Here is a 22,662-nt window from a genome sequence, read left to right on the forward strand (position 1 = left end):
AGTAAACAGATAAGATTTGTTTTAAATTAAACCAAGTAAGTTAATTTGAAAAGGAGGGAATTGAATGAGGACAATATGGGGCCTACTATTTAGTGTGTTAATAATAGGTTTGTTGGCAGGTTGCACAAACAGAGGAGAAGCGAGCGAAGATGAAACAGTAACGTTAAAGGTGGGGGCAGCCAATGTGCCACATGCGGAAGTACTAGAGTATTTAGCAAAGGATCTTGAAAAAGATGGTGTGAAATTAGACATTACTATTTTAAAAGATGCTGTTCAAACAAATCAGCAAACGGCAGATGGTGAACTAGATTTTAACTATTTTCAACACATTCCCTTTTTAGAACAAACGAATAAAGAAAGTCATTTAGATTTAGTGAGTGTAAAAGGAATTCATATTGAACCATTTGGTGTGTACTCTAAAAAAATTAAAAATATTAATGATTTACCGCAAAACGCAAAGGTTTCCGTCCCGAATGATGTCGTCAATTTTTCTCGAGCTTTACTACTATTTAAAAATAATGGACTAATTGAATTGAATAAAGCGAAGGAAAATGACTATACAGTTGAGGATATTACAAAAAACGAAAAAAATATTCAATTTATCGGTGTTGATTCGCAGTTATTGACTCGTTCATTAGATGATGTAGACGCATCAGCTATTAATACGAACTACGCCTTAGAAGGGGGCTACAACCCTATGAAGGATGCTCTTATTATAGAAGGTCCTGAATCGCCATATGTCAATATTATTGCGACGACGAAAGAAAAACAGAATGATCCAGCGATTCAAAAAGTCGTTAAATGGCTGACAAGTGAAAAGGCGCGAAACTTTTTTGAAGATCAGTATAAAGGTGCTGTCGTTCCAGCATTTTAACTTCTTTCAGCAATTATTTCTGTAGCGAAAGCAAAGCGTCAGCTACAAATGTCTTAAGTAGCGAAAGCAAAGCGTCAGCTACAAATGTTTTATGTAACATAAGTGAAACGGCAGTTACAACCACTGAAATAGAGGAACTCAGCCTAAGAACGCCACATCCTGTGGCAACGACTGAGTGACCAACATCGTGCTGCTGACGCTACGCTTTCGCGCAAAAAACATCTGTTGGCTCAAAGCCTCCGGCGGATGTCACAGAATCGGAAAGGAGTTCTTTAAGGATGTTAACCTAAAATCATCGCATCCATGCGATAACGGTTAACTGACCTGCATCCAGCAGGCCTAAGCACAAAGCCGATTCCGGACGCAATTATGCCGAGGCATAATTGATCTTATTTTCTTTTTAGTCGAGAGTAGTCAAAATGAAATGCTAAGGAGGTAAACGTGAAATGATTGAATTTATCGAAATGACAAAGGAATTTCAGGTAGGAACAACCGTTGTAACGGCATTAAATAACATTAATTTAACGATTCAAAAGGGTGATATTTTTGGCGTTATAGGCTTTAGCGGTGCTGGTAAAAGTACATTAATACGGACAGTGAATTTATTGGAGGAACCAACGTCTGGTCGCATTCTTGTGAATGGTAAAGAGCTGACAACATTAAGTAAAAAGCAGCTTCGCGAGGAAAAGAAAAACATTGGTATGATTTTTCAACATTTCAATCTTCTCCGTTCAAAAACTGTCTTCGAAAATGTTGCGATGCCTTTAGTATTAAGTGGCGTTAAAAAATCAAACATTGAAGGTCAAGTAAGGGAGGTTTTGTCGTTTGTTGGTTTACAGGACAAAGCCGAGCGTTATATTGATGAGCTGTCAGGTGGACAAAAGCAGAGAGTGGGCATTGCTCGTGCACTTGTTACAAAGCCAACAATTTTATTATGTGATGAGGCAACCTCGGCTCTTGACCCGCAAACGACTAAATCTATATTGGAGCTACTAAAGCGAGTCAATATCGAGTATGGCATTACCATTTTAATGATTACGCATGAAATGGAAGTCATAAGGGATATTTGCAATCGTGTAGCTGTTATGGAAAACGGAAGAGTTATTGAAACGGGCAATGTACTTGAAATTTTTTCTGCACCGCAAGAGGAGACGACTAAAAACTTTGTACAATCGGTAGTTCGAGATGACATTCCACAATCTGTCTACGAGCAATTAAAAACGAAAGATCAATCTAAAAAGATTTACAACCTTAAATTTATAGGTGTAGATGTTGGGCAACCAGTCGTCTCTCAAGTAGCGAAAAAATTTGATGTTGATGTCAATGTACTGTTTGGCAATATTACAGAGCTACAAGGGATTCCCTTTGGTAATTTAATCGTTGAGCTAGTTGGCACAGACAAAGAAATAGACAAGGCACATCAATTTATTCAAACGAAAGATATTCAAATAGAGGAGGTTATTGCAGATGAAGGTGAGCTCGCAAATAATTATCGACGCAGTGCTAGATACGCTGTACATGGTTAGTATTTCGCTATTTTTTGGAGCTATTTTGGGCTTTATTTTAGGTATAACTTTAGTTGTTACGAGGAAAGGGCATATTCTTGAAAATAAAATAATCTTCTCAATCATCAATCCCATCGTTAACACCCTGCGCTCTATTCCGTTCATTATTTTGCTTGTTGCTATCATTCCATTTACACGCTTGCTCGTTGGAACTGCAATAGGTACAACAGCTGCTATTGTACCCCTTGTCTTGCATATAGGGCCGTATATATCGAGATTAATAGAAAATTCATTATTGGAAGTGGATGAAGGCATTATTGAAGCGGCGAAGGCAATGGGTGCCTCTCCATTTCAAATTATCCAAAAGTTTTTGCTACCTGAAGCCTTCCCCTCTTTAATATTAAGTGTCACGACTGCAACAATAGGGCTTATTGGAGCGACTGCAATGGCAGGGGCAGTTGGAGGCGGTGGCCTTGGTGATGTAGCCATTACTTATGGTTATCAACGCTTTGACAATGTAACGATTTTAGTAACGGTGGTGATTTTAGTAGTACTAGTACAAATCATTCAAAGTATTGGAAATAGTCTAGAACGGAAATTACGCAGAGTGTCATAAAGGAGAATTTTAATATGAGGAAACTAAATAATATATTAGGATTAATTGCATTATTGTTCCTACTAGTTGCTTGTGCAAAAGCAGATGAAAAAGATACTGTGAAGGTTGGTATCCGTAGCTCAGAATTGAAAACATGGGAGTATATAAAAGAACAGGCTGCTAAGGAAGATATTCGCCTCGACTTAGTGACATTCTCAGCGCAATATGACCCGAACCAAGCATTGTCGGAGGAGGAGGTTGATATCAATGCGTTTCAACATGTCGCTTACTTAAATTTATTTAATACGAATAATAAAACAGATTTACAGGCAATTGGCACAACGATTATGGCTCCGATAGGCTTATATTCTAATAAATTTAAATCTTTGGATGATATTAAAGAGGGAGCGAAAATTGCTGTACCAAACGATCCTTCTAACTGGGGTAGAGCTTTAATGCTGCTACAAGAATATGGCTTGTTGACGGTTACGGATGATTTTGATGGGAATGGTGGAGAGGATCGAATTAAAGATAATCCAAAGAAATTAAACATTTTACCAGTTGATGGTGCGACGACACCTAGGGTTATGGAGGATGCAGATTTTGCGGTCATTAATAATGGGGTTGCTGTCGAAGCTGGACTACTATTGAAAGATGCCATTATTCATGAGAATGAAACGGCTAAGCCATTTATCAATGTCATCGTGGCAAGATCTGAAGATAAGGACAATGAGACATTGAAAAAAATTGTTGCCATCTATCAGCGTGAAGAAACTGCTAATTTCATTAAAGATGTTTCTAATGGCAATTATATTCCTGTAAAAATGCCATTAGATGAATTAGCTACATGGAAAGAGTTTTATCTTCATTAACCTACAATATATCGGCCTAAAGCTTCCTGAAATCTGTGTGAGAGCAAAGCGATAGCGAAATTGATTCATATGAAAAGGAGATGACGAGAAAATGACTAAGAAAAAGGAGTTAAAGCTTGCATTATATTTAATTGGGGCAGGAATGCATGTTGCAGCCTGGAAACATTCGTCTGCAAAAGTAAATGCAAGCATCGATATTAATGAATTGCAAAAGGCGGCCCAAATTGCTGAAAAGGGCAAGTTCGATATTGCTTTTGTTGCGGATAGTTTAGCGATCAATCATGAATCACATCCACATATTTTAAATCGCTTTGATCCTCTTATACAGATTACAGCTTTGGCAGCTGCGACAACAAAAATTGGGCTTGGGGCAACTGCATCAACCACGTATAGTGAGCCATATGTTTTAGCAAGGCAGCTAATGTCCATAGATCATATTAGTAATGGTAGAGTCGGATGGAATCTAGTGACAACAGCAGATGCAACAGGGCAGACGGCTTTAAACTTCAGCCGTGACAGACATTGGCAGCATGACCATCGCTATGAACGGGCGGAAGAATTTATTGATGTAGTTCAGTCATTATGGGATTCATGGGAGGACGATGCATTTGTCTACGACCGTGATAATAATATTTTTTATGATCGCAATAAAGTACATGAGACCGCTTTTAAAGGAAAATATTTATCAGTGAAAGGTCCGTTGAATATTGCACGTTCCGTTCAGGGTCAGCCTGTTATTGTGCAGGCTGGTGCTTCAAAACCAGGTCAAAAATTAGCAGCGCGAACAGCGGAGGTCGTTTTTGTTCATTGGGATGATATTGAAAATTCCAAGGAGCATTATCGCCACTTAAAGGCACAGCTTGCTCCATTTGGACGCACCGATGAGGAGTTACTTGTGTTTCAGGGGATATCGCCAATTGTGGGTGATACGGAGGAAGAGGCCATCCGTAAGTATAATGAACTACAGGCGTTGGTTGATCCATATGAGAGTTTGAAATTTGTTTCGGGTTATATGGGAAATGTTGATTTTTCAAAGTACTCGTTAGATACACCTGCAATTGAAGTGGATTTTCCAGAGGTCAATAGTATTCAAAGTCATTTCTACGAGCATTTAGAGATTATTAAAAAAGAAAATTTAAAAGTCGGAGATTTATATGCACGCCTTTTTGGTCCTGCCAAGCGCGATGCCTTTGTTGGCACAGCAACACAAATTGCTGATGAGATGGAGCGTTGGATTACAGAAGAAGCGGCAGATGGCTTTATGTTACAGTTTCCGTTATTGCCACGCGATTTAGAGGATTTTGTGAACAAAGTTGTGCCAATTTTACAAGAGCGTGGTATTTATCGTAAAGAGTATACAGGCTCAACACTAAGAGAACATTTAGGGCTAAAAAAACCACAAAATAGATTTACCAAAAGCAAGGTGACTCATTGATGGGTGATGTTATTATTCGGAACGAACGTGAGCAACAGCTAGTTCAGTATGCTCTTGAATTGGCACAACAAATTGACAAGACAGCTGGTAAATATGATGAAAGTGGAGAATTTCCGTTTGAGCATTATAAAATCTTAGAGGATGCTGGCTATTTTAAATTAACGGTGCCGAAAAAATACGGTGGCGAGGAAATTTCTCTTTATGAAATGTTATTAGTACAGGAACAATTAGCTAAAGGTGATGCTTCTACTGCATTGTCTGTTGGGTGGCACTTATTAACTTTTTTGAACGTTCGTGAGGCGGGTACATGGCCTGAGCCTATTTTTGCGGAATTGTGCCATAAAGCAGTTAAAGAAGGTTCTCTCTTAAATATTATAAATAGCGAGCGAGGGAAGGGGAATATCTCTCGTGGAAGTTTACCGGGAACAATTGCGAAAAAAGTGCCTGGAGGCTATATCATTACAGGTGAAAAGGCTTTTGCTTCCTTAGCCCCGATATTAAAACAATTTACGATTATCGCTTTTATAGAAGAAGAAAATATAACAGCTGAATTTTTAATAACCAAAAATGATCAGGTAGAGGTTATTCATACATGGGATGATGGGAATGCGTGCAACAGGTAGTCATGATATTATTTTCCATGACACATTTGTTCCAGAGGAGGCATTGCTATACAAACACCGTCCAAAGGAAGTAAATCGTTTTTTAGCGGATGGTCGCGTCTATTCATTAGAAATTCCAGCTGTTTACTTAGGGGTTGCTGGTGCAGCTAGGGATTATGCAATAGATTTTGCTAAAAATACTTATTCATATAGCTTAGAAAATACTATTGCACACGCAAGTCATGTACAACAAAAAATTGGTGAAATAGAAGTGCTTTATCAAACGGCACGTCGAACATTGTATAGTATCGCAGCGCAAGTTGAACAAAATCCTGCGATTAAGGACCAACTTTCTGAAGATGTTAGTATTGCAAAGTATGTTATTTGTAACAATGCGATTGACATTGTAACAAAAGCAATCCCAAGTTGTTGGGGGACGAAGTCTGTCTAAAACTAGTAAATTACAACGACTATTTCGAGACGTTCAATGTAGCCGTTTTAATCCTCCAGCTGATGATGTAGTTATTGCACAGCTTGCAAAGGGTTTACTTGTCGATGTAAAACAAGAAGCTTTTCAATTATAGACATCACTTTATTTTGAGAAATTTAGAGAATATTATTAAATCTGCTAACAAACTAGTTGGCAGATTTTTGTTTTTCATATGGAAGGAGTTCCCCTGATTAATAATTAAACCTATCCCGGTATAATCTAACTGGATTTCTCTAGTATTATATGGAAGACAAAGAACAGTTTTGATGACAGTTTATTGAACTGAAAATCAACTTTGATTTTTTATATTCTTTCTTTTGTCCAAGCCATAATTGATATGATCTATTTTTACTGAATTATCTATTTCTGTTTGTCGTGAAAGTTGATTTCTAGTATGATAATGAAGTGATAGGGGGGAAACCCGTGAATAACGGTTCGAAAAAACAAGAAATGTTTTCAAAAATGCAAGAAAGAAAATCCGAGGTAAAAATTGTGAGAAAAATCGTTGCTATTGTAGCAATTGCTTTTGTTCTAATATCAGGGATTGTCGGTTTACTTGGTTATAATTATGTGAAGAGTGCCTTAAAACCAATGGATCCAGATGCGACTAAAACAATAGCAGTTGAAGTGCCAATAGGCTCAAATTTAAGCTCTATTTCAACTCTACTAGAGAAAAAAGGAGTTATTAAAGATGCTCGTGTTTTTAAATACTATGCTAAATTTAAAAATGAATCCCAGTTCCAAGCAGGAAACTATGATTTAACACAAGCAATGACATTCGATGAGCTAATCGAAAGTTTAAAAACAGGGAAGGTCTATCGTAAGCCTGTCTTTACAATGACAATTCCTGAAGGTTTAACACTTGAACAAATTGGTAACATTGTGGAAAAGAAAACGCCGTACACTCAAAAAGAATTTATGGATTTAGTAACAAGTGATGCGTTTGTACAACAAATGAAGGCTAAATATCCTGAGCTTGTAACGGATGCAGTTTTAGCTGATAATATTCGACATGATTTAGAGGGCTATTTATTCCCTGCAACTTATTCTTATTTTGAAGAGAAGCCATCATTAGAATCGATCGTAGACGAAATGGTAGGAGCAATGGACAAGGTTGTGAAAAATTACAACGATGTTTTAACTGAAAAGAAAATGTCAGTACATCAATTATTAACATTTGCTTCATTACTGGAAAGAGAGGCTACGGCTCAAACAGATCGAGAAACAATTGCGAGCGTATTCTATAATCGTATCGATCAAGGGATGCCACTACAAACAGACCCAACTGTTTTATATGCACTTGGTTCCCATAAAGATCGTGTATTATATGAAGATTTAGAAGTAGATAATGCCTATAATACTTACAAAAATAAAGGCTTACCACCAGGTCCTATCGCGGGTGCTGGAAAAACTTCAATTGAAGCAGTGCTTAATCCAAGTAAAACGGACTACCTCTACTTCTTAGCGGATAAAAAAGGTGTCAACCACTTCTCGAAAACATACGATGAACATTTACAGAAAGTAGATAAATATATAAAAAAAGCAGAGTAAGTACGTTAAATAGAAAAAATTAAATAGCATAATGTGGGTAGAAGGAAAGAAAAATAGCTTTCCTTCTATTTTCGTGCTATTATAAATTGTGATTTTTAATCGATCCGCATGGAAAAAATTCAATCTGTCCGTTAATGCGGAATAATATACGTGGTGGCAATTGTTTTGAGCTTATAAAACAATTGCTCATTTTTGTATGACGAAGTACCAAGACATCACGTTTGGTCTTTTTCTTTTTGTTGCAAAATGATGAAGTATAGACAACGAGTATTGCTCGTTGCCTTTAAACTTCTTTCAGCAAATGTTTTTGGTACCGAAAGCGAAGCGACAGGTACAAATCTCTTTTGTAGCGAAAGCAAAGCGTCAGCTACAGATCTCTTTCGTAGCGAAAGTAAAGCGTCAGCTACAGTAGTCTCCCTCTCTAGAGGTGGTGAGATGAATGCGGTTTTAAGTCACTTTTCAGCTGTGTACATACATCCGCTGAAAGAAGTTAAAGCCTCCGGCGGATGTCACGGAAATCGGTAAGGAGTTTTTTAAGGGTGTTAGCCTAGAACCATCGCATCCATACGAAAACGGCTAACTGACCTGCATCAGCAGGCCTAAGCACAAAGCCGATTCCAGACACAATTATGCCGAGGCATAATTGATATGAGGGTGAACTAAAAAATGGAATTATCAGATGCATATATACAATCATTTATTCAACCACGTAATGAATTGCTTTTAGAAATGGAAGCATTTGCGGAGGAGAATCATGTACCAATTATGCAGCTTTCAGGCATTGATGCACTAAATCAACTGCTACGTATTCAAAATCCGTCGAAAATTTTAGAGATTGGTACAGCAATTGGTTATTCTGCAATAAGGATGGCAGAGGCTTTACCAAATGTGCAGATTGTTACAATCGAGCGTGATATAGAGCGTGTTACTCGAGCAAAAGCTTATATTGAACGTTCCACGGTATCAGATCGTATTACGGTCATTGAAGGTGACGCCTTAGAGGTGAGCGATGAAGCAATTCAAACGACCTTCGATGCGGTTTTTATCGATGCTGCAAAGGGACAATATCAACGCTTTTTTGAAAAGTACGCGCCTCTTGTAAAATCTGGCGGAGTTCTGTATATCGATAATATGTATATGCATGGCTTATCAGATTTGGATTTAAAAGATGTACCGCGTCGTAAGCGTACAATGATTCGCAATTTAAAAAACTTCACCGAATGGATTATGCAGCACCCTGATTACACAAGTGCATTTTTACCAGTTGGTGATGGTTTATTATTATGTTTGAAGAGGTGACTATTATGAAAAAACCTGAATTGCTTGTTACACCGCAATCAGTGGACCATGTAAAAGCACTTTTACAGGCTGGAGCAGATGCTTTTGTCATTGGTGAACAACAATTTGGTCTACGCCTAGCTGGAGAATTTTCTGTTAGTGAAGTGGAAGAAGCTACAAAGCTAATTCATGCGGCGGGTAAAAAGGTTTATGTTGCGGTAAATGCGTTATTCCATAATGAAAAATTGGATGCGCTTGCCCAATATTTAAAAGAAATGCAACGTATTGGGGTTGACCGTTTAATTTATGGTGATCCAGCAGTATTAATCATCCGTCGTGAGCAAGGTGTTACAATACCGCTACACTGGAATCCAGAAACGACTGCAACGAACTGGTTTACTGCAAATTATTGGGGGAAACGTGGAGCAACTCGAGCAGTGCTTTCACGTGAACTTTCTTTAGATGAAGTGCTAGAAATTAAAGAAAATACAGAAGTAGAGATTGAGGTTCAAGTACATGGAATGACATGTATGTTCCAATCAAAACGTCCATTACTAGGCCATTATTTCTTATATCAAGATAAAGTAATGGAAATTGAAAATCGTAAGGAAAACCGCAATATGTTCCTTCATGATGATGAACGTAATAATAAATATCCGATTTATGAGGACGCTAACGGTACTCATATTTTCAGTCCAAACGATATGTGCATTATTGATGAGCTTGGCGAATTATTCGAAGGTGGCATTGATGCATTGAAAATTGAGGGTGTTCTTCAAACGCCAGAATATGTGATCACAGTAACAGAAGCTTATCGTCAAGCAATTGACACATATTTTGACGAATCAGAAGATGCTTACGAAGATATTAAAGATGATTTATTAGTAAAAATTGAAGAAATTCAGCCTGCCATCAGACCTCTTGATACTGGCTTTATCTTCAAGGAAACAGTTTACTAGGAGGTGGCAAGAACATGGCATTAGTATTAGAGCAAAATGACAAAATCCGTGAGATTGTAGACGGTAAACGTGTCATTACAAAAAAACCAGAGCTACTTGCCCCTGCAGGTAGTTTAGAAAAATTAAAAGTAGCAGTTCATTATGGAGCGGATGCTGTATTTATCGGTGGACGAGAGTTCGGTCTACGTTCAAACGCAGATAACTTCTCAATTGAAGAAATGCGCGAAGGTGTTGAATTCGCCAATAAATACGGTGCAAAAATATATGTTACGACAAATATTTTCGCACACAATGAAAATATGGACGGCTTAGAGCAATATTTACAAGATATTGAATCTGCAGGTGTTACAGGCATTATTGTAGCGGACCCATTAATCATTGAAACATGCCGTACAGTTGCACCAAAGCTTGAAATTCACCTTTCTACACAGCAATCTTTATCGAACTGGAAGGCAGTACAGTATTGGAAAGAAGAAGGCTTACATCGTGTAGTATTAGCACGTGAAGTTGGCGGCGAAGAAATGAAGCTGATGAAAGAAAAAGTCGATATTGAAATTGAGGCTTTCGTTCATGGAGCAATGTGTATCGCCTATTCTGGTCGCTGTGTACTTTCAAATCATATGACTGCTCGTGACTCTAACCGTGGTGGTTGCTGTCAATCTTGTCGTTGGGACTATGATTTATATGAGCTAGAAGATGGCGAAGAAAAGGCACTTTTCGATGATAACCACGCACCTTTTGCGATGAGTCCTAAAGACTTAAAGCTGATTGAAGCAATTCCACACATGATTGAGCTTGGTATTGATTCATTAAAAGTAGAAGGTCGTATGAAATCAATTCACTATGTTGCTACAGTTATTTCAGTTTACCGCAAAGTGATTGATACTTATTGTGCTGACCCTGAAAATTTCAAAATTAAACGTGAATGGCTTGAAGAACTAGACAAATGTGCTAACCGTGATACTGCTGAAGCATTCTTCCATGATGCCCCAGGCCACGAGGAGCAAATGTTTGGTGTTCATGGTCGTAAAACAACTTATGAGTTTGCCGGTTTAATTTTAGAGCATGACCCTGAAACGAAAATTGTTACAATGCAACAACGTAACTATTTTAAACCTGGTGATGAGGTAGAGTTCTTTGGACCAGAAATAGAAAATTTCCGTTTTACAATGGGTGAGATTTGGGATGAGGATGGCAATAGCTTAGATGCTGCACGTCATCCACTACAAATTGTTAAATTTAAATGTGATACACCATTAAAACCACATAATATGATGAGAAAGGAGAATAATTAATGGCAGCAAAGCGTCCAGTCGTCATCGGAATCGCTGGTGGCTCATGCTCGGGAAAGACGAGTGTGACCCGTGCTATTTATGATGTTTTCCGCGATCATTCAGTAGTTGTAATTGAACAAGATTTTTATTATAAAGATCAAAGTCATTTAACGTTTGAGGAGCGTTTAGGTACAAACTATGACCATCCGTTAGCCTTTGATAATGATTTGTTAATTGAACACCTAAAAAAATTATTGGTCCGTCAACCAATTGAAAAGCCAGTATATGATTATGTGCAGCATACAAGAGCTCAAGAAGTTATTCATGTAGAGCCTGTAGATGTTATTATACTAGAAGGTATTTTAGTGTTAGAAGATGCAGATTTACGTGATTTAATGGACATTAAATTATTTGTAGATACGGACTCAGATTTACGTATTATTCGTCGTATAATGCGTGATATAAAAGAGCGTGGACGTACAACAGATTCTGTAATTGACCAATATTTATCGGCAGTGCGTCCAATGCATAATTTATTTATTGAACCAACGAAACGTTATGCTGATATTATTATTCCTGAAGGCGGGGATAATGAGGTTGCGATTGATTTAATGGTAACTAAGATTAAAACTATCCTTGAAACCGACAACGTATTGTAATAAGATAGAGTGGTATTGACAATATTTACATGCATATCTGTACATATTTCAGAAAGGCATGCATACTATTAGGTCAAAGAGTAATTTGAAACCGTTTAAAAATAATAAAATTCGATTAAGTGGATCCTACTAGGCACTTAATCGAGTTTTATGTTTTTATATTGACGAAAACAAGGAGTGAAGAACTTTGGCAAACGAAAAACAGTACCCAATGACAGCTGAAGGTAAAAGAAAATTAGAAGAAGAATTAGTGAAATTAGAAACAGAAACACGTAAGGAAATCGTAGAACGTATTAAAATCGCTCGTGATTTCGGGGATCTTTCTGAAAATGCTGAGTATGATTCTGCAAAAGAAGAACAAGCCTTTTTAGAAGGTCGAATTTCTACATTAAAATCAATGATTCGTAATGCAGTTATTATTTCTGAGGATGAAACCGACAACAGTGTAGTATCACTAGGGAAAACGGTTACATTTGTAGAAGTTATTAATGGGAAACCATCAACAGATGAGGAATCGTATACAATTGTTGGTTCGGCTGAGGCAGATCCAATGGAGTTCCGTATTTCGAATGAATCACCAATTGCTAAAGGCTTGCTTGGTCGTGCTGAAGGCGAAGAGGTTGTTGTACAAACACCTGGTGGTGAAATGAAAGTTAAAATTATTTCAATAAAATAATTTTAGTACAAGCAGTTAGCTTATCCTTTTAAAGGAGAGCTAGCTGCTTTTTCTTCATCCGCAAATAGTTTTTTGCAGCGACAGAAACAAAAGGGTTTATCTGTGCCAAAGCGAAGCGATTAACAGCAACTACGCCAAGGAGAAATTGATTCTTAAATCTACACTCTATGTAAATTTTTACATGAATGATGAAAATGTGGTAAGTTGCCGAAAGTTGTAGATGACATTCGCTAAAACGTATACTATGTAAATAGGTTGATTGGATGGAGGCTGGACGCAACCAGGAAGCTTTGCTCTGCGCGAAAGCGAAGCGACAGCAACAAATGTTTTAACTGTGCGAAAGCGAAGCGACAGCAACAAATGTTTTAACTGTGCGACAGCGCCAAAGCGCCCAGTCGGAACGGAAATCAACCACACGTTTTGGTGATGATCCAAAAATCTTTGGAAAATACGTCGAGATGTATATATTTTTCTCTGCGAAAAAAATATATGAGCACAATTATTTTGCAAGTACTGTTGAACTTGATAGAATATTGGCTAGAGAGGGGGAGACTTCATGAGTGAACGAAAAACTCGAAGCAGTCGTCATTTGCAGCCATCTCGTAATAAAAAGCTAGATAAACTATTGAATGTTTTAATTGGTATTGTCGTGATATTAATTATTATAACAGCAACATTTGTGTTTAAATGGCAGGATGATGCAGGAAAGGCTGAGAAAGACGAGCCAAAACAGGAGCAGAAGAACGATAAAGAAGATGTGAAGGAAGAGCCTTCTAAAGAGCAAAATAATGATGTATCAGCTAAAGAGGAAAAACCAGCAAAAGAAGAGCCTACAGAAGAATCACAAAAATCTGAACAGGACACTACTACTGAAACTACTTCAGATAACCCAATTGTTGACAAGGTCATAACAAATGAAAACTGGCAACCTACACCTACAACACAAACAGGTCAGCATGTGTCTTCTTACGATGATAAATCAGTAGACTGGGCTGAAAAGGTAGCAACAGTTTCGGCCGTTACAGGCATCGAAAAGGACAATATGATTATTTGGCGTATGGGGAATAACGGTGGCCCTAATTCAGCTATTGCAACAGTTTCAACAAATGATAAGACAAAAATGTATCGCGTTAGTATGGAATGGGTCGACAACGAAGGCTGGACACCAGTAAAACTTGAGCAACTAAATACATTAGATGGCGCCTATTGACGAAAATAAAACGTTTGTTTATTTTTAATAGAGTTGATTAAAGAAGGGAAGTAACAAAGAGATGAAAATTGCAGTAATCGGCGCAATGGAAGAGGAAGTAGAGCTTTTACGAGCATCATTAGATAATGCAGAAAGCTCAACAATCGCAGGCAGTGAGTATACAACAGGAACTTATAAAGGGAAAGAGGTAGTTTTATTAAAGAGCGGTATTGGTAAAGTAAATGCTGCAATGTCAACTACTATTCTATTACATGAATTTAAGCCTGATGTAGTCATTAATACGGGGTCTGCCGGCGGCTATGATGAAACTCTTGAAGTAGGTGCAGTCGTTATTTCGGATGAAGTTCGTCATCATGATGTAGATGTTACGATTTTCGGTTATGAAATGGGTCAGATGGCAGGTATGCCAGCAGCTTATAAATCAGATGCAAAACTTATGAAAGTGGCTGAAGAGGCTGTAGAGGCTGTTGGAGAGCACCAATATGGCATTGGTTTAATTTGCTCAGGTGATGCCTTTATGAGTGATCCTGTTCGTGTAGAAGCTGTCCGTCAACATTTCCCACAAATGAAGGCAGTGGAGATGGAAGCAGCAGCTGTTGCACAAGTGTGTTATCAATTTGGTACGCCGTTTGTTGTTATTCGTGCTTTATCAGATATCGCTGGAAAAGAATCGAATATTAGCTTCGATGAGTTTTTACCAGTAGCTGCAAAGCATTCCACACAAATCGTACTTAAAGCTATAGAATCGTTATAAATATTCCAGTGGGGTTTTCTTCATCCCCACTGTTTTTTTGTATTCACAAATCTACGGGATAAACTACACAAAATAGTCAAAATGAGTGGCTTTTAGTGTGAGAAAAATCACAGTTTGAAAGTCTCGCTAATGCTAAACTGTTGTTAAATAAATCTCTTCATATTTAGATGGGAGGCATTCATAATGCTATTTTTAACAGTGGGTGTAGTCATTATAACAATGTTACTCGGTACACTTATTTCGGTAGAACTATCAGAATCTGCAGAATTTCATTAAGAGAAAAAGCTCTCTTGCGACATTCAATCGCAAGAGAGCTTTTTATTGCTTCATAGTTACGCGAACTTACTAAGGATTGGCTCATTACTAAAAGTTAGGAATGATGTTTGGTAAAGCGTATGCTTAGTATATAAGTGATAGGAGTGAGGTGTTACGACTCCTTGGAGATTAGCATCACAGAAAAGACATAAATCAACCCTACGTTATGACGAGAATAAGGGGTACTTTTGTAACAAAAAATACAAGATTAATCGCAGAATAATGTAATAGAAATATTGAAATTATATAATTATCAATTTACAATATATTACTCAATTATTTTTTGATCTCGTTTATATAATTGATAGAGTTTAATAAGTGCTCGCTTTTCAATGCGAGATACATAGCTACGAGAAATATTTAAACGTGCAGCGATTTCCTTTTGTGTAAGTGCATCTTGCTGGTTTAAACCATAGCGGAGTGTAACGATTTCGAGTTCTCGTTCGTCAAGCATATGCAAATAATGATATAGTTGTGCAACATGCTCTTTATGTTCAATTTTTTCTGTTGCACTTTCTTCATCGCATTGTAAGAGATCTCGGATTTGTAGGGCATTACCATCTTTATCTGTACCGATTGGCTCAAATAAGGAAACATCTTTTTGCACTTTTTTCTGTGTACGCAGATGCATTAAAATTTCATTTTCGATACAACGGGCAGCATAAGTGGCAAGGCGTGTTTTTTTGTCAGGAGTATAACTTTCTACGGCTTTCATAAGACCAATAGTACCGATGGAAATATAATCATCAAGTTGTTCATGCTTTGGGTGGAATTTTTTTACAACGTGTGCAACGAGTCTCATATTGCGTTCAATTAGATCAAGACGCGCTTGCTCATCACCGCCTAAAAATCGTTCAATACAAGCAGCTTCCTCTTCTTTTGAAAAGGGTTTATGGAATGTTTGCCCCTTTAAATAGCCAAGTAACGCTGGGATCTCAAGCCATAACTGCAACATAGATGTAAAAATTCCGCTCATTGAATGATTTCATCCTTTCCCCATTTTTCGACAGTATATGTTATAAAACTGTGTTAAATGAAAAAAAGTGCAACAGCAAATGCGCTGTTACACTTTTTTTAACGTGATTGTACTAATCATGAGTAATGCTAGTATTGGGAATAGGAAAAGGTAAAATGCCGGGTGGAACGTATTAGATGCAAAATACGTTAAAGTTAAGATCGTACCTGCAGCTGTAATTGGTAACCCTGTAAAATAACCGTTTGCTTCAGAAATATTAAAGCGAGCTAATCTCATCGCACCGCAAATGATGTATAGTACTGTCATTGTCATTCCGACGAAACCAAAGTCGACTAAGACAACTTTATACATTAATAATGCAGGCGCTACACCAAATGATATAATATCACTCATAGAATCTAATTGTTTACCTAGATCAGACACTTGTCCGAGTGCTCTAGCTACCTTTCCATCATAACGATCAAGAAGGGCTGCAATAAAGATAAACAAGACACTATAGCTATAGTATTCGTGTAGTGTAGCCATTATGGCTGCGCCGCCGAAGGACATATTACTGATTGTGATAAAGTTTGCTGCTTGCGATTTCATTTTCTTAACCGTGGTATCCACCAACTTGTGATAAAAAAACAAGGGGGATCACTCCTTTGCACTTAAGATATTGTACCATTATACTTCGAATGCGAAAAAATTGACAGTCTAAATTAATCGATAGGGGTTTTGTTTTATGAAAGAAAAACTATATCAACGCTTGATTGAATTAACAAATGGTAAGCAATCCTCTCATCTTTTGCAATCTATTGCAAAAGCAAAGTGGAGTAAACGTATTATTCCTAGTTATATGAAGGTATACGACATTAATCTTGAAGAGGTTTCAAAAAAACAACAACAATTTTCAAGTTTACATGACTTTTTTACAAGAGAGCTTTTAGAAGATGCGCGTCCAATTGAACAAAATCCCACTACTTATGTAAGTCCAGTGGATGCAAAAGTGGAATCATTTGGACGTATCGAATGGGATATGACATTTCATGTAAAGGGTAAGCCTTATGCTTTACATGATTTACTTGGCAATGCAGAACGTGCTACACAATATGCAGATGGACATTTTATCGTGTTTTACTTAAGTCCTGCAGATTATCACCGTATTCACAGCCCGATTGATGGGGAAGTGCTTAGACAATATACACTTGGTCAAAAATCTTATCCAGTTAACCAGCTCGGTCTTACATACGGTAAAAAACCTATTTCACACAATTATCGTTCAGTAACGGAGCTGAAAGTGGCGAATAATCAGCAGATAGCGTTTATTAAAGTGGGTGCTACCTTTGTAAACTCTATCATGCTCACTAATACGACAACACAGTGGCATAAGGGTGAAGAAGTCGGATATTTTTCATTCGGCTCAACAGTAGTTATGCTGTTTGAAAAGGGTGCAATAGAATTTACGGAAAATGTTGTACAAGGAAGCCCAATTCGAATGGGTGAAGCCTTCGCAAATATGCTATAATGGTCGAATAATACATTTAGATTAGGGGTCGCTATTTTGTATAATTTTTTATTACCAGATGAATTTGTCACGAGTATTTATGAAATTACACCGGAAAAGCTTCAAGACTTAGGCATTAAAGGGATTATTACGGATTTAGATAATACGCTTGTGGAATGGGATCGTGCAGATGCAACGGAAGAGCTTATTATTTGGCTACGCATTATGAAAGAATCAGGCATTCGTGTTATTATTGCGTCGAATAATAAAGAAGCACGTGTTAAGCAATTTGCTGAGCCATTAGGTATTCCTTATATTCATAAGGCGAGAAAGCCACTTCGTAATGCCTTTTATAGTGCAATTGTTCAATTAGGGCTACGACCACAGGAAGTAGTAATGGTAGGAGACCAACTACTAACAGATGTAATGGGCGCTAATCGCTTAGGCTTGCATACGGTACTAGTAAAACCAGTTGCACAATCAGATGGTCTCGTAACAAAATTCAACCGATTTATTGAACGTCGTGTGTTCAATAATTTAAAACGAAAAGGAATCAGTACTTGGGAGGAAAAAGAATGAACGAAATGCCAAATTGTATTGGCTGTGGTACAACAATTCAAACAGAAGATAAAACAGCAGTTGGGTATGCACCCCCATCATCATTAGAAAAAGACGTGGTCATTTGCCAACGTTGCTTCCGTTTGAAAAATTATAATGAAATTCAACCAGTGTCATTAACAGATGACGACTTTTTACGCATATTAAACGGTCTTGGAACACAGCAAGGCTTAATCGTAAAAATTGTTGATATATTTGACTTCAATGGGAGCTGGCTACCAGGACTTCACCGCTTCGTAGGTAATAATCCAGTGTTATTAATCGCGAATAAAGCAGATTTATTACCGAAATCTGTGAAACCGAAAAAAGTGATTAATTGGCTAAAACGTGAAGCAAAGGCTCTTGGTCTACAACCTGTCGATGTACTTTTAGTGAGTGCCCATAAAGGTAAAGGGATGGCCGAAGCTATGGAAGCCATTGATGAGTACCGTAATGGACAAAATGTGTACGTTGTAGGTTGTACAAATGTTGGGAAATCCACGTTCATTAATCGCATTATCAAACAGGCTACTGGTGAAGGTGAGATTATTACAACTTCTCATTTCCCAGGTACCACTTTAGATATGATTGAAATTCCATTAGATGATGGTAGTGCATTATATGATACACCGGGAATTATTAATCACCATCAGATGGCACATCATATTGACTCTAGCGAATTAAAATATATTATGCCTAAAAAAGAAATAAAGCCAAAAGTGTATCAACAAAATGCTGGACAAACATTATTTATCGGCGCCCTTGCACGTTTTGACTTTATTCAAGGAGATCGTTCAGCATTTACGGTTCACGTGGCAAATGACTTACCAATACACCGAACAAAGCTGGAGAAGGCAGATGCATTGTATGCAGAGCATAAGGGAGAATTGTTGGCGCCTCCAACTGCTGAATTTATAGAACAGCTACCGCCATTAGTGCGTCATGAGTTCTCTATCAAAGAAGCGAAAACAGATGTTGTATTCTCTGGTCTTGGATGGATTACTGTACAGCATGCCAATGTAGTTGTAGCGGCTTATGCGCCAAAGGGTGTACAAGTTTCAATTCGCCCATCACTTATTTAGGATGTACAAGTAGAGAAGAGGGATTAGGAAATGAAGAAATGGTTTGCGGTTATAGGTGATCCGATTGAGCATTCAAAATCCCCAGCGATGCATAATGCTTGGTTCGAGGAATTGTCGCTAGATGCGACGTATATTCCAGTACATGTATCTTCTGAAAATTTGGAGTCAGCGGTTGCTGGCTTGAAAACACTAGGTGCTAGTGGCTGGAATATTACAATCCCACATAAAACAGCGATCATTCCTTATTTAGACGAGCTAGATGAGTTGGCCCAAAAAATGGGAGCTGTCAATACGGTTGTCCGAACAAAAGAAGGAAGATTAAAGGGATACAATACAGACGGTGTTGGTTTTGTACGCTCGTTAGAAGAGGCGATTGGTAAATCTCATAAAGATAAGCCAGTTCTTCTTATTGGTGCGGGCGGTGCTGCTCGTGGTATTGCTTTTGCAATGCAGCAGCAAGGTTATACGAATTTAACAATTGCAAACCGCACAGTGGCAAATGCCCAAGCAATTGTCGATGAAATGGGTATAGGTAATGCTATTTCTTTAGCAGAGGCTGAGGAAATATTAGCTGATTTCGGCATTTTAGTGCAAATGACATCGGCTGGACTTGCTACGGGCAATTTTTCAATGCCATTTTCACTTGAACGACTTGCAAAAGGCGCAATTGTGGCCGATATTGTGTATAATCCATTAATGACGCCTTTTTTAAAAGCGGCTGAGGAAAAAGGAGCAACCGTCGTTACGGGTCTTGGAATGTTCGTTCACCAAGGGGCAATTGCTTTTGAGCATTGGCTTGGTGAATACCCAAATACAAATTCAATGATTGCGCAATTAAAGGCGCAATTAGGAGGAAATTAATTTTTATGTTAACAGGTAAACAAAAACGTTTTTTACGTGCAGAAGCACATCATTTATCACCGATTTTCCAAGTAGGAAAAGGCGGCGTTAATGACGAAATGACAAAGCAAATCCGTGAAGCATTAGAAGTACGAGAGTTGATTAAGGTACGTATTTTAGATAACTGTGAGGAGGACAAGCATGAAGTTGCAGAAGCACTTGCTAAAGGTGCTCATGCAGAGCTTGTACAATTAATTGGACTGACAGTTGTTTTATATAAAGAGTCACGCAATCATAAAAAGATTGTATTACCAAAAGCAACGAAATAAGGTGAGACGATGAAAAAGGTCGGTTTACTGGGAGGTACATTTAATCCACCACATAATGGACATTTAATGATGGCTAATGAAGTACTGCATGCATTAGATCTCGATGAAGTTCGCTTTATGCCCAATGCGTTGCCACCACATAAGTTCGCACGTCATGATGCTAGCGATGAGGAACGCCTTGAAATGGTAAAGCGTGCAATAAGTCCATATCCGTATTTTTCTGTGGAGTCGTATGAGGTGGAGAAGGGTGGCGTATCCTATTCATACAAGACACTTTCTGCGATGTGTATAAGAGAGCCTAATGTGAAGTTTTACTTCATCATTGGAGGCGACATGATTGATTCGCTTCATACATGGTACTGTATTGAGGAATTAGTGAAGCTTGTGCAATTTGTAGGAGTAAAGCGTCCAGGAACAGAGGCCACTACAGATTATCCTATAGTAATGGTGGAGGCTCCCCAAATCGATTTATCGTCCACACTGATTCGTGAACGACTTGCCAATGGAGGAACGGTTACTTTTTTACTACCTGAAGCGGTAGAGACGTTCATACGAGAGGAAGGTCTATATGGAACGCGAACAGTACTTGGCAGCGATTAAGCCACGCATGCCTGAGAAGCGCTATATTCATACCATTGGTGTAATGGAAACAGCCATTGAGCTAGCAACATTATATGGTGAGGATGAAAAAAAGGCTGAGATAGCTGCCATCCTTCACGATATTGCAAAATATGCAGATATCGAATGGATGGAGAAAATCGTCCATGACGAAGAATTAGATGCTCGCCTTATTGGCTGGGGTAGTGAATTACTGCATGGTCCAGTTGGTGCATATATTGCAGAAAGCGAATTTGGCATTACAGATGAGGATATATTAAATGCTATTCGTTTTCATACTACAGGACGCGTGGGCATGAGCCGTCTAGAAAAAATAATTTTTGTTGCAGATATGATTGAACCTAATCGTAAATTTGATGGTGTTGATCGTCTGCGAAAAAAAGCAATGAAAAATTTGGATAAAGCGATGAGTGCTTGTGTGCGCCATACATTGGCATTTTTAATTGACACAAAACAACCAATTTATCCATTATCAATAGAATGTTACAACGATATGATAAAAAGAGAGGACAGTGAAGGATGACTTCAACTTTATTACAATCAGCTTACAAAGCAATTGACGACAAACATGGTGAGGATATTGTCGTTTTAAATATGCAAGGCATTTCACTTTTAGCAGATTACTTTATTATTGCTCATGGTAATTCTGATCGCCAAGTGCAAGCAATCGCACGTGAGTTACAAGAGATAGCAGAAAAAGAGGGCTATGAAATTCGCCGTGTTGAAGGCTTTGATGCAGCACGCTGGGTTCTTGTTGATCTTGGAGATGTAGTAGCGCATGTATTCCATAAAGATGAACGCGCTTATTATAACTTAGAGCGTCTATGGGGCGATGCACCGCAACTAGACATGCCAGAGGCATAAGTGTGAGTAGTTACGAACGATTTGCTCACGTGTATGATGAGCTGCAAACCGATATCCCTTACAATCTTTATGTGGAATGGGTTTTGCAGCATGCACCGAGCAGTCAATTCCCAAATCTGTTAGATATCGGCTGTGGAACAGGTGTGCTTGGCCTGCTGTTTGCGAAGGCGGGTTACAAGGTGAGTGGGATTGACTTATCTGAAAATATGCTCTCAATTGCCGCAGAGCGCTTTGCTGATGCAGGATTACATGTACCTCTCTATTGTCTGTCGATGGATGAATTAGAGGGCTTTGAGGCGCTTGACGTTGTAACGATTGCTATTGATTCGCTGAATTATGTAGTTGAAGAAAAAGCAGTTTATTCAACATTAGAACGTATTTATAGTGCATTACGAGATGGAGGCCAGCTGTTTTTTGACGTACATTCATTATTTAAAATGAATGATATATTTTTAGATGGACCGTTTACGTATGACGATGGCGATATTAGCTATGTATGGCATACGGAACCTGGCGATTTTGAACATTCAGTTGTCCACCAGATGACGTTTTATGTGCGTGATGCTGAGAGTGGTCTGTATGAACGCTTTGACGAGGAACATAACCAACGCACATTCTCGATTGAACAATATATGGCATGGCTTCAGGAAATTGGCTTTAAAAATGTAGAAATAACAGCAGATTTTACAGATGAAGGCCCTGAATATGAAAGTGAACGCATTTTTATCCGTGCGATGAAATAGTAAAACAGCTTGCTGGTTAACTAACCAGTGAGCTGTTTTTACTTTTCATTGTTTCAAGCGAAATTTAAAGATCTTCTA

The 22,662-nt window shown here is 38.1% G+C and carries 26 protein-coding genes; 24 read left to right on the top strand and 2 right to left on the bottom strand.

The window, feature by feature from the left end:
* Window positions 1–64 precede the first annotated feature (64 nt).
* The 15 genes from JNUCC51_RS19000 (at window position 65) to mtnN (ending at window position 14,734) form a co-directional block, all read left to right on the top strand.
* Entirely contained in the window at window positions 65–874 is an 810-nt protein-coding gene (locus JNUCC51_RS19000) for a MetQ/NlpA family ABC transporter substrate-binding protein (protein WP_337989284.1), read from the top strand.
* Between the two features lie 446 nt (window positions 875–1,320).
* Window positions 1,321–2,400, top strand: a complete 1,080-nt coding sequence (locus tag JNUCC51_RS19005) for a methionine ABC transporter ATP-binding protein (protein WP_337989285.1) — start codon at window positions 1,321–1,323, stop codon at window positions 2,398–2,400.
* The gene (locus JNUCC51_RS19010) at window positions 2,342–2,995 is read left to right on the top strand and encodes a methionine ABC transporter permease (protein ID WP_337989286.1); all 654 of its coding nucleotides are present in this window, start codon (window positions 2,342–2,344) and stop codon (window positions 2,993–2,995) included. The genes JNUCC51_RS19005 and JNUCC51_RS19010 overlap by 59 nt, the downstream gene beginning before the upstream one ends.
* A 14-nt stretch (window positions 2,996–3,009) precedes the next feature.
* Window positions 3,010–3,846, top strand: coding sequence for a MetQ/NlpA family ABC transporter substrate-binding protein (locus JNUCC51_RS19015; protein WP_337989287.1), 837 nt, complete (start codon window positions 3,010–3,012; stop codon window positions 3,844–3,846).
* 91 nt (window positions 3,847–3,937) lie between these two features.
* Entirely contained in the window at window positions 3,938–5,281 is a 1,344-nt protein-coding gene (locus tag JNUCC51_RS19020) for an LLM class flavin-dependent oxidoreductase (protein WP_337989288.1), read from the top strand.
* The gene (locus JNUCC51_RS19025; protein ID WP_337989289.1) at window positions 5,281–5,904 is read left to right on the top strand and encodes an acyl-CoA dehydrogenase family protein; all 624 of its coding nucleotides are present in this window, start codon (window positions 5,281–5,283) and stop codon (window positions 5,902–5,904) included. The genes JNUCC51_RS19020 and JNUCC51_RS19025 overlap by 1 nt, the downstream gene beginning before the upstream one ends.
* Window positions 5,888–6,334 (top strand): acyl-CoA dehydrogenase family protein, encoded by a 447-nt coding sequence (locus JNUCC51_RS19030; RefSeq protein WP_337989290.1) that lies wholly within the window; start codon window positions 5,888–5,890, stop codon window positions 6,332–6,334. Before JNUCC51_RS19025 ends, JNUCC51_RS19030 begins: the two co-directional genes overlap by 17 nt.
* A gap of 462 nt (window positions 6,335–6,796) precedes the next feature.
* Window positions 6,797–7,924: an endolytic transglycosylase MltG gene (mltG, locus tag JNUCC51_RS19035; RefSeq protein WP_100546050.1), complete on the top strand. Its 1,128-nt coding sequence runs from the start codon at window positions 6,797–6,799 to the stop codon at window positions 7,922–7,924.
* 666 nt (window positions 7,925–8,590) lie between these two features.
* Window positions 8,591–9,223 (top strand): O-methyltransferase, encoded by a 633-nt coding sequence (locus tag JNUCC51_RS19040; RefSeq protein WP_337989291.1) that lies wholly within the window; start codon window positions 8,591–8,593, stop codon window positions 9,221–9,223.
* Window positions 9,224–9,228: 5 nt separating this feature from the next.
* The gene (locus tag JNUCC51_RS19045) at window positions 9,229–10,161 is read left to right on the top strand and encodes a peptidase U32 family protein (RefSeq protein WP_337989292.1); all 933 of its coding nucleotides are present in this window, start codon (window positions 9,229–9,231) and stop codon (window positions 10,159–10,161) included.
* 14 nt (window positions 10,162–10,175) lie between these two features.
* Window positions 10,176–11,456 carry a peptidase U32 family protein gene (locus tag JNUCC51_RS19050; RefSeq protein ID WP_337989293.1) on the top strand — a complete coding sequence of 427 codons (1,281 nt, stop codon included), beginning with the start codon at window positions 10,176–10,178 and terminating at the stop codon, window positions 11,454–11,456.
* Complete coding sequence (gene udk, locus JNUCC51_RS19055; protein WP_049667740.1) at window positions 11,456–12,094, top strand: uridine kinase; 639 nt, start codon at window positions 11,456–11,458, stop codon at window positions 12,092–12,094. The genes JNUCC51_RS19050 and udk overlap by 1 nt, the downstream gene beginning before the upstream one ends.
* 187 nt (window positions 12,095–12,281) lie before the next feature.
* Window positions 12,282–12,770 (top strand): transcription elongation factor GreA, encoded by a 489-nt coding sequence (greA, locus tag JNUCC51_RS19060; protein WP_049667741.1) that lies wholly within the window; start codon window positions 12,282–12,284, stop codon window positions 12,768–12,770.
* Between the two features lie 556 nt (window positions 12,771–13,326).
* On the top strand, window positions 13,327–13,980 hold the full coding sequence (locus tag JNUCC51_RS19065) for a YrrS family protein (protein ID WP_337989294.1): 654 nt from the start codon (window positions 13,327–13,329) through the stop codon (window positions 13,978–13,980).
* Between the two features lie 61 nt (window positions 13,981–14,041).
* The gene (mtnN, locus tag JNUCC51_RS19070; protein WP_337989295.1) at window positions 14,042–14,734 is read left to right on the top strand and encodes a 5'-methylthioadenosine/S-adenosylhomocysteine nucleosidase; all 693 of its coding nucleotides are present in this window, start codon (window positions 14,042–14,044) and stop codon (window positions 14,732–14,734) included.
* A gap of 583 nt (window positions 14,735–15,317) precedes the next feature.
* On the opposite strand, the gene sigK is transcribed toward mtnN, so the two are convergent.
* Both sigK and pssA read right to left on the bottom strand, forming a co-directional pair.
* Entirely contained in the window at window positions 15,318–16,025 is a 708-nt protein-coding gene (gene sigK, locus JNUCC51_RS19075; protein ID WP_049667745.1) for an RNA polymerase sporulation sigma factor SigK, read from the bottom strand.
* Between the two features lie 87 nt (window positions 16,026–16,112).
* Window positions 16,113–16,613, bottom strand: a complete 501-nt coding sequence (gene pssA / locus JNUCC51_RS19080) for a CDP-diacylglycerol--serine O-phosphatidyltransferase (protein WP_100546109.1) — start codon at window positions 16,611–16,613, stop codon at window positions 16,113–16,115.
* 136 nt (window positions 16,614–16,749) lie between these two features.
* On the opposite strand from pssA, the gene JNUCC51_RS19085 reads away from it, so the two are divergent.
* Genes JNUCC51_RS19085 through JNUCC51_RS19125 form a run of 9 tightly spaced genes read left to right on the top strand, consistent with a single transcriptional unit; the run spans window position 16,750 to window position 22,584 of the window.
* On the top strand, window positions 16,750–17,532 hold the full coding sequence (locus tag JNUCC51_RS19085) for a phosphatidylserine decarboxylase (protein WP_337989296.1): 783 nt from the start codon (window positions 16,750–16,752) through the stop codon (window positions 17,530–17,532).
* Between the two features lie 36 nt (window positions 17,533–17,568).
* The gene (locus tag JNUCC51_RS19090; RefSeq protein ID WP_049667747.1) at window positions 17,569–18,090 is read left to right on the top strand and encodes a YqeG family HAD IIIA-type phosphatase; all 522 of its coding nucleotides are present in this window, start codon (window positions 17,569–17,571) and stop codon (window positions 18,088–18,090) included.
* Entirely contained in the window at window positions 18,087–19,190 is a 1,104-nt protein-coding gene (gene yqeH, locus JNUCC51_RS19095) for a ribosome biogenesis GTPase YqeH (protein ID WP_337989297.1), read from the top strand. Before JNUCC51_RS19090 ends, yqeH begins: the two co-directional genes overlap by 4 nt.
* Before the next feature lie 30 nt (window positions 19,191–19,220).
* Window positions 19,221–20,051, top strand: a complete 831-nt coding sequence (gene aroE, locus JNUCC51_RS19100) for a shikimate dehydrogenase (protein WP_337989298.1) — start codon at window positions 19,221–19,223, stop codon at window positions 20,049–20,051.
* A 5-nt stretch (window positions 20,052–20,056) separates the two neighbouring features.
* On the top strand, window positions 20,057–20,359 hold the full coding sequence (gene yhbY / locus JNUCC51_RS19105) for a ribosome assembly RNA-binding protein YhbY (RefSeq protein ID WP_100546039.1): 303 nt from the start codon (window positions 20,057–20,059) through the stop codon (window positions 20,357–20,359).
* Window positions 20,360–20,368: 9 nt separating this feature from the next.
* The gene (locus tag JNUCC51_RS19110; RefSeq protein WP_337989299.1) at window positions 20,369–20,959 is read left to right on the top strand and encodes a nicotinate-nucleotide adenylyltransferase; all 591 of its coding nucleotides are present in this window, start codon (window positions 20,369–20,371) and stop codon (window positions 20,957–20,959) included.
* Window positions 20,928–21,500, top strand: a complete 573-nt coding sequence (gene yqeK / locus JNUCC51_RS19115) for a bis(5'-nucleosyl)-tetraphosphatase (symmetrical) YqeK (protein WP_337989300.1) — start codon at window positions 20,928–20,930, stop codon at window positions 21,498–21,500. Before JNUCC51_RS19110 ends, yqeK begins: the two co-directional genes overlap by 32 nt.
* Window positions 21,497–21,841, top strand: coding sequence for a ribosome silencing factor (gene rsfS, locus JNUCC51_RS19120; RefSeq protein WP_049667753.1), 345 nt, complete (start codon window positions 21,497–21,499; stop codon window positions 21,839–21,841). The genes yqeK and rsfS overlap by 4 nt, the downstream gene beginning before the upstream one ends.
* Window positions 21,842–21,843: 2 nt before the next feature.
* Window positions 21,844–22,584 (top strand): class I SAM-dependent DNA methyltransferase, encoded by a 741-nt coding sequence (locus JNUCC51_RS19125; RefSeq protein WP_337989301.1) that lies wholly within the window; start codon window positions 21,844–21,846, stop codon window positions 22,582–22,584.
* The last annotated feature ends 78 nt before the right edge of the window (window positions 22,585–22,662 follow it).

It is taken from the genome of Lysinibacillus sp. JNUCC 51 (genome assembly GCF_015999525.1).
Lineage (GTDB): Bacteria > Bacillota > Bacilli > Bacillales_A > Planococcaceae > Lysinibacillus > Lysinibacillus xylanilyticus.

Excerpts from the sequence above, each read along its gene's own strand:
- JNUCC51_RS19000 (WP_337989284.1), top strand. The coding sequence starts at position 65 with ATGAGGACAATATGGGGCCTACTATTTAGTGTGTTAATAATAGGTTTG.
- JNUCC51_RS19045 (WP_337989292.1), top strand. The coding sequence starts at position 9,229 with ATGAAAAAACCTGAATTGCTTGTTACACCGCAATCAGTGGACCATGTA.
- JNUCC51_RS19030 (WP_337989290.1), top strand. The coding sequence starts at position 5,888 with ATGCGTGCAACAGGTAGTCATGATATTATTTTCCATGACACATTTGTT.
- JNUCC51_RS19010 (WP_337989286.1), top strand. The coding sequence starts at position 2,342 with ATGAAGGTGAGCTCGCAAATAATTATCGACGCAGTGCTAGATACGCTG.
- JNUCC51_RS19020 (WP_337989288.1), top strand. The coding sequence starts at position 3,938 with ATGACTAAGAAAAAGGAGTTAAAGCTTGCATTATATTTAATTGGGGCA.
- JNUCC51_RS19015 (WP_337989287.1), top strand. The coding sequence starts at position 3,010 with ATGAGGAAACTAAATAATATATTAGGATTAATTGCATTATTGTTCCTA.
- JNUCC51_RS19065 (WP_337989294.1), top strand. The coding sequence starts at position 13,327 with ATGAGTGAACGAAAAACTCGAAGCAGTCGTCATTTGCAGCCATCTCGT.
- sigK (WP_049667745.1), bottom strand. The coding sequence starts at position 16,025 with ATGAGCGGAATTTTTACATCTATGTTGCAGTTATGGCTTGAGATCCCA.
- mtnN (WP_337989295.1), top strand. The coding sequence starts at position 14,042 with ATGAAAATTGCAGTAATCGGCGCAATGGAAGAGGAAGTAGAGCTTTTA.
- JNUCC51_RS19050 (WP_337989293.1), top strand. The coding sequence starts at position 10,176 with ATGGCATTAGTATTAGAGCAAAATGACAAAATCCGTGAGATTGTAGAC.
- yqeK (WP_337989300.1), top strand. The coding sequence starts at position 20,928 with ATGGAACGCGAACAGTACTTGGCAGCGATTAAGCCACGCATGCCTGAG.
- rsfS (WP_049667753.1), top strand. The coding sequence starts at position 21,497 with ATGACTTCAACTTTATTACAATCAGCTTACAAAGCAATTGACGACAAA.
- aroE (WP_337989298.1), top strand. The coding sequence starts at position 19,221 with ATGAAGAAATGGTTTGCGGTTATAGGTGATCCGATTGAGCATTCAAAA.
- JNUCC51_RS19025 (WP_337989289.1), top strand. The coding sequence starts at position 5,281 with ATGGGTGATGTTATTATTCGGAACGAACGTGAGCAACAGCTAGTTCAG.
- JNUCC51_RS19040 (WP_337989291.1), top strand. The coding sequence starts at position 8,591 with ATGGAATTATCAGATGCATATATACAATCATTTATTCAACCACGTAAT.
- JNUCC51_RS19005 (WP_337989285.1), top strand. The coding sequence starts at position 1,321 with ATGATTGAATTTATCGAAATGACAAAGGAATTTCAGGTAGGAACAACC.
- JNUCC51_RS19110 (WP_337989299.1), top strand. The coding sequence starts at position 20,369 with ATGAAAAAGGTCGGTTTACTGGGAGGTACATTTAATCCACCACATAAT.
- udk (WP_049667740.1), top strand. The coding sequence starts at position 11,456 with ATGGCAGCAAAGCGTCCAGTCGTCATCGGAATCGCTGGTGGCTCATGC.
- yqeH (WP_337989297.1), top strand. The coding sequence starts at position 18,087 with ATGAACGAAATGCCAAATTGTATTGGCTGTGGTACAACAATTCAAACA.
- pssA (WP_100546109.1), bottom strand. The coding sequence starts at position 16,613 with ATGAAATCGCAAGCAGCAAACTTTATCACAATCAGTAATATGTCCTTC.
- yhbY (WP_100546039.1), top strand. The coding sequence starts at position 20,057 with ATGTTAACAGGTAAACAAAAACGTTTTTTACGTGCAGAAGCACATCAT.
- JNUCC51_RS19085 (WP_337989296.1), top strand. The coding sequence starts at position 16,750 with ATGAAAGAAAAACTATATCAACGCTTGATTGAATTAACAAATGGTAAG.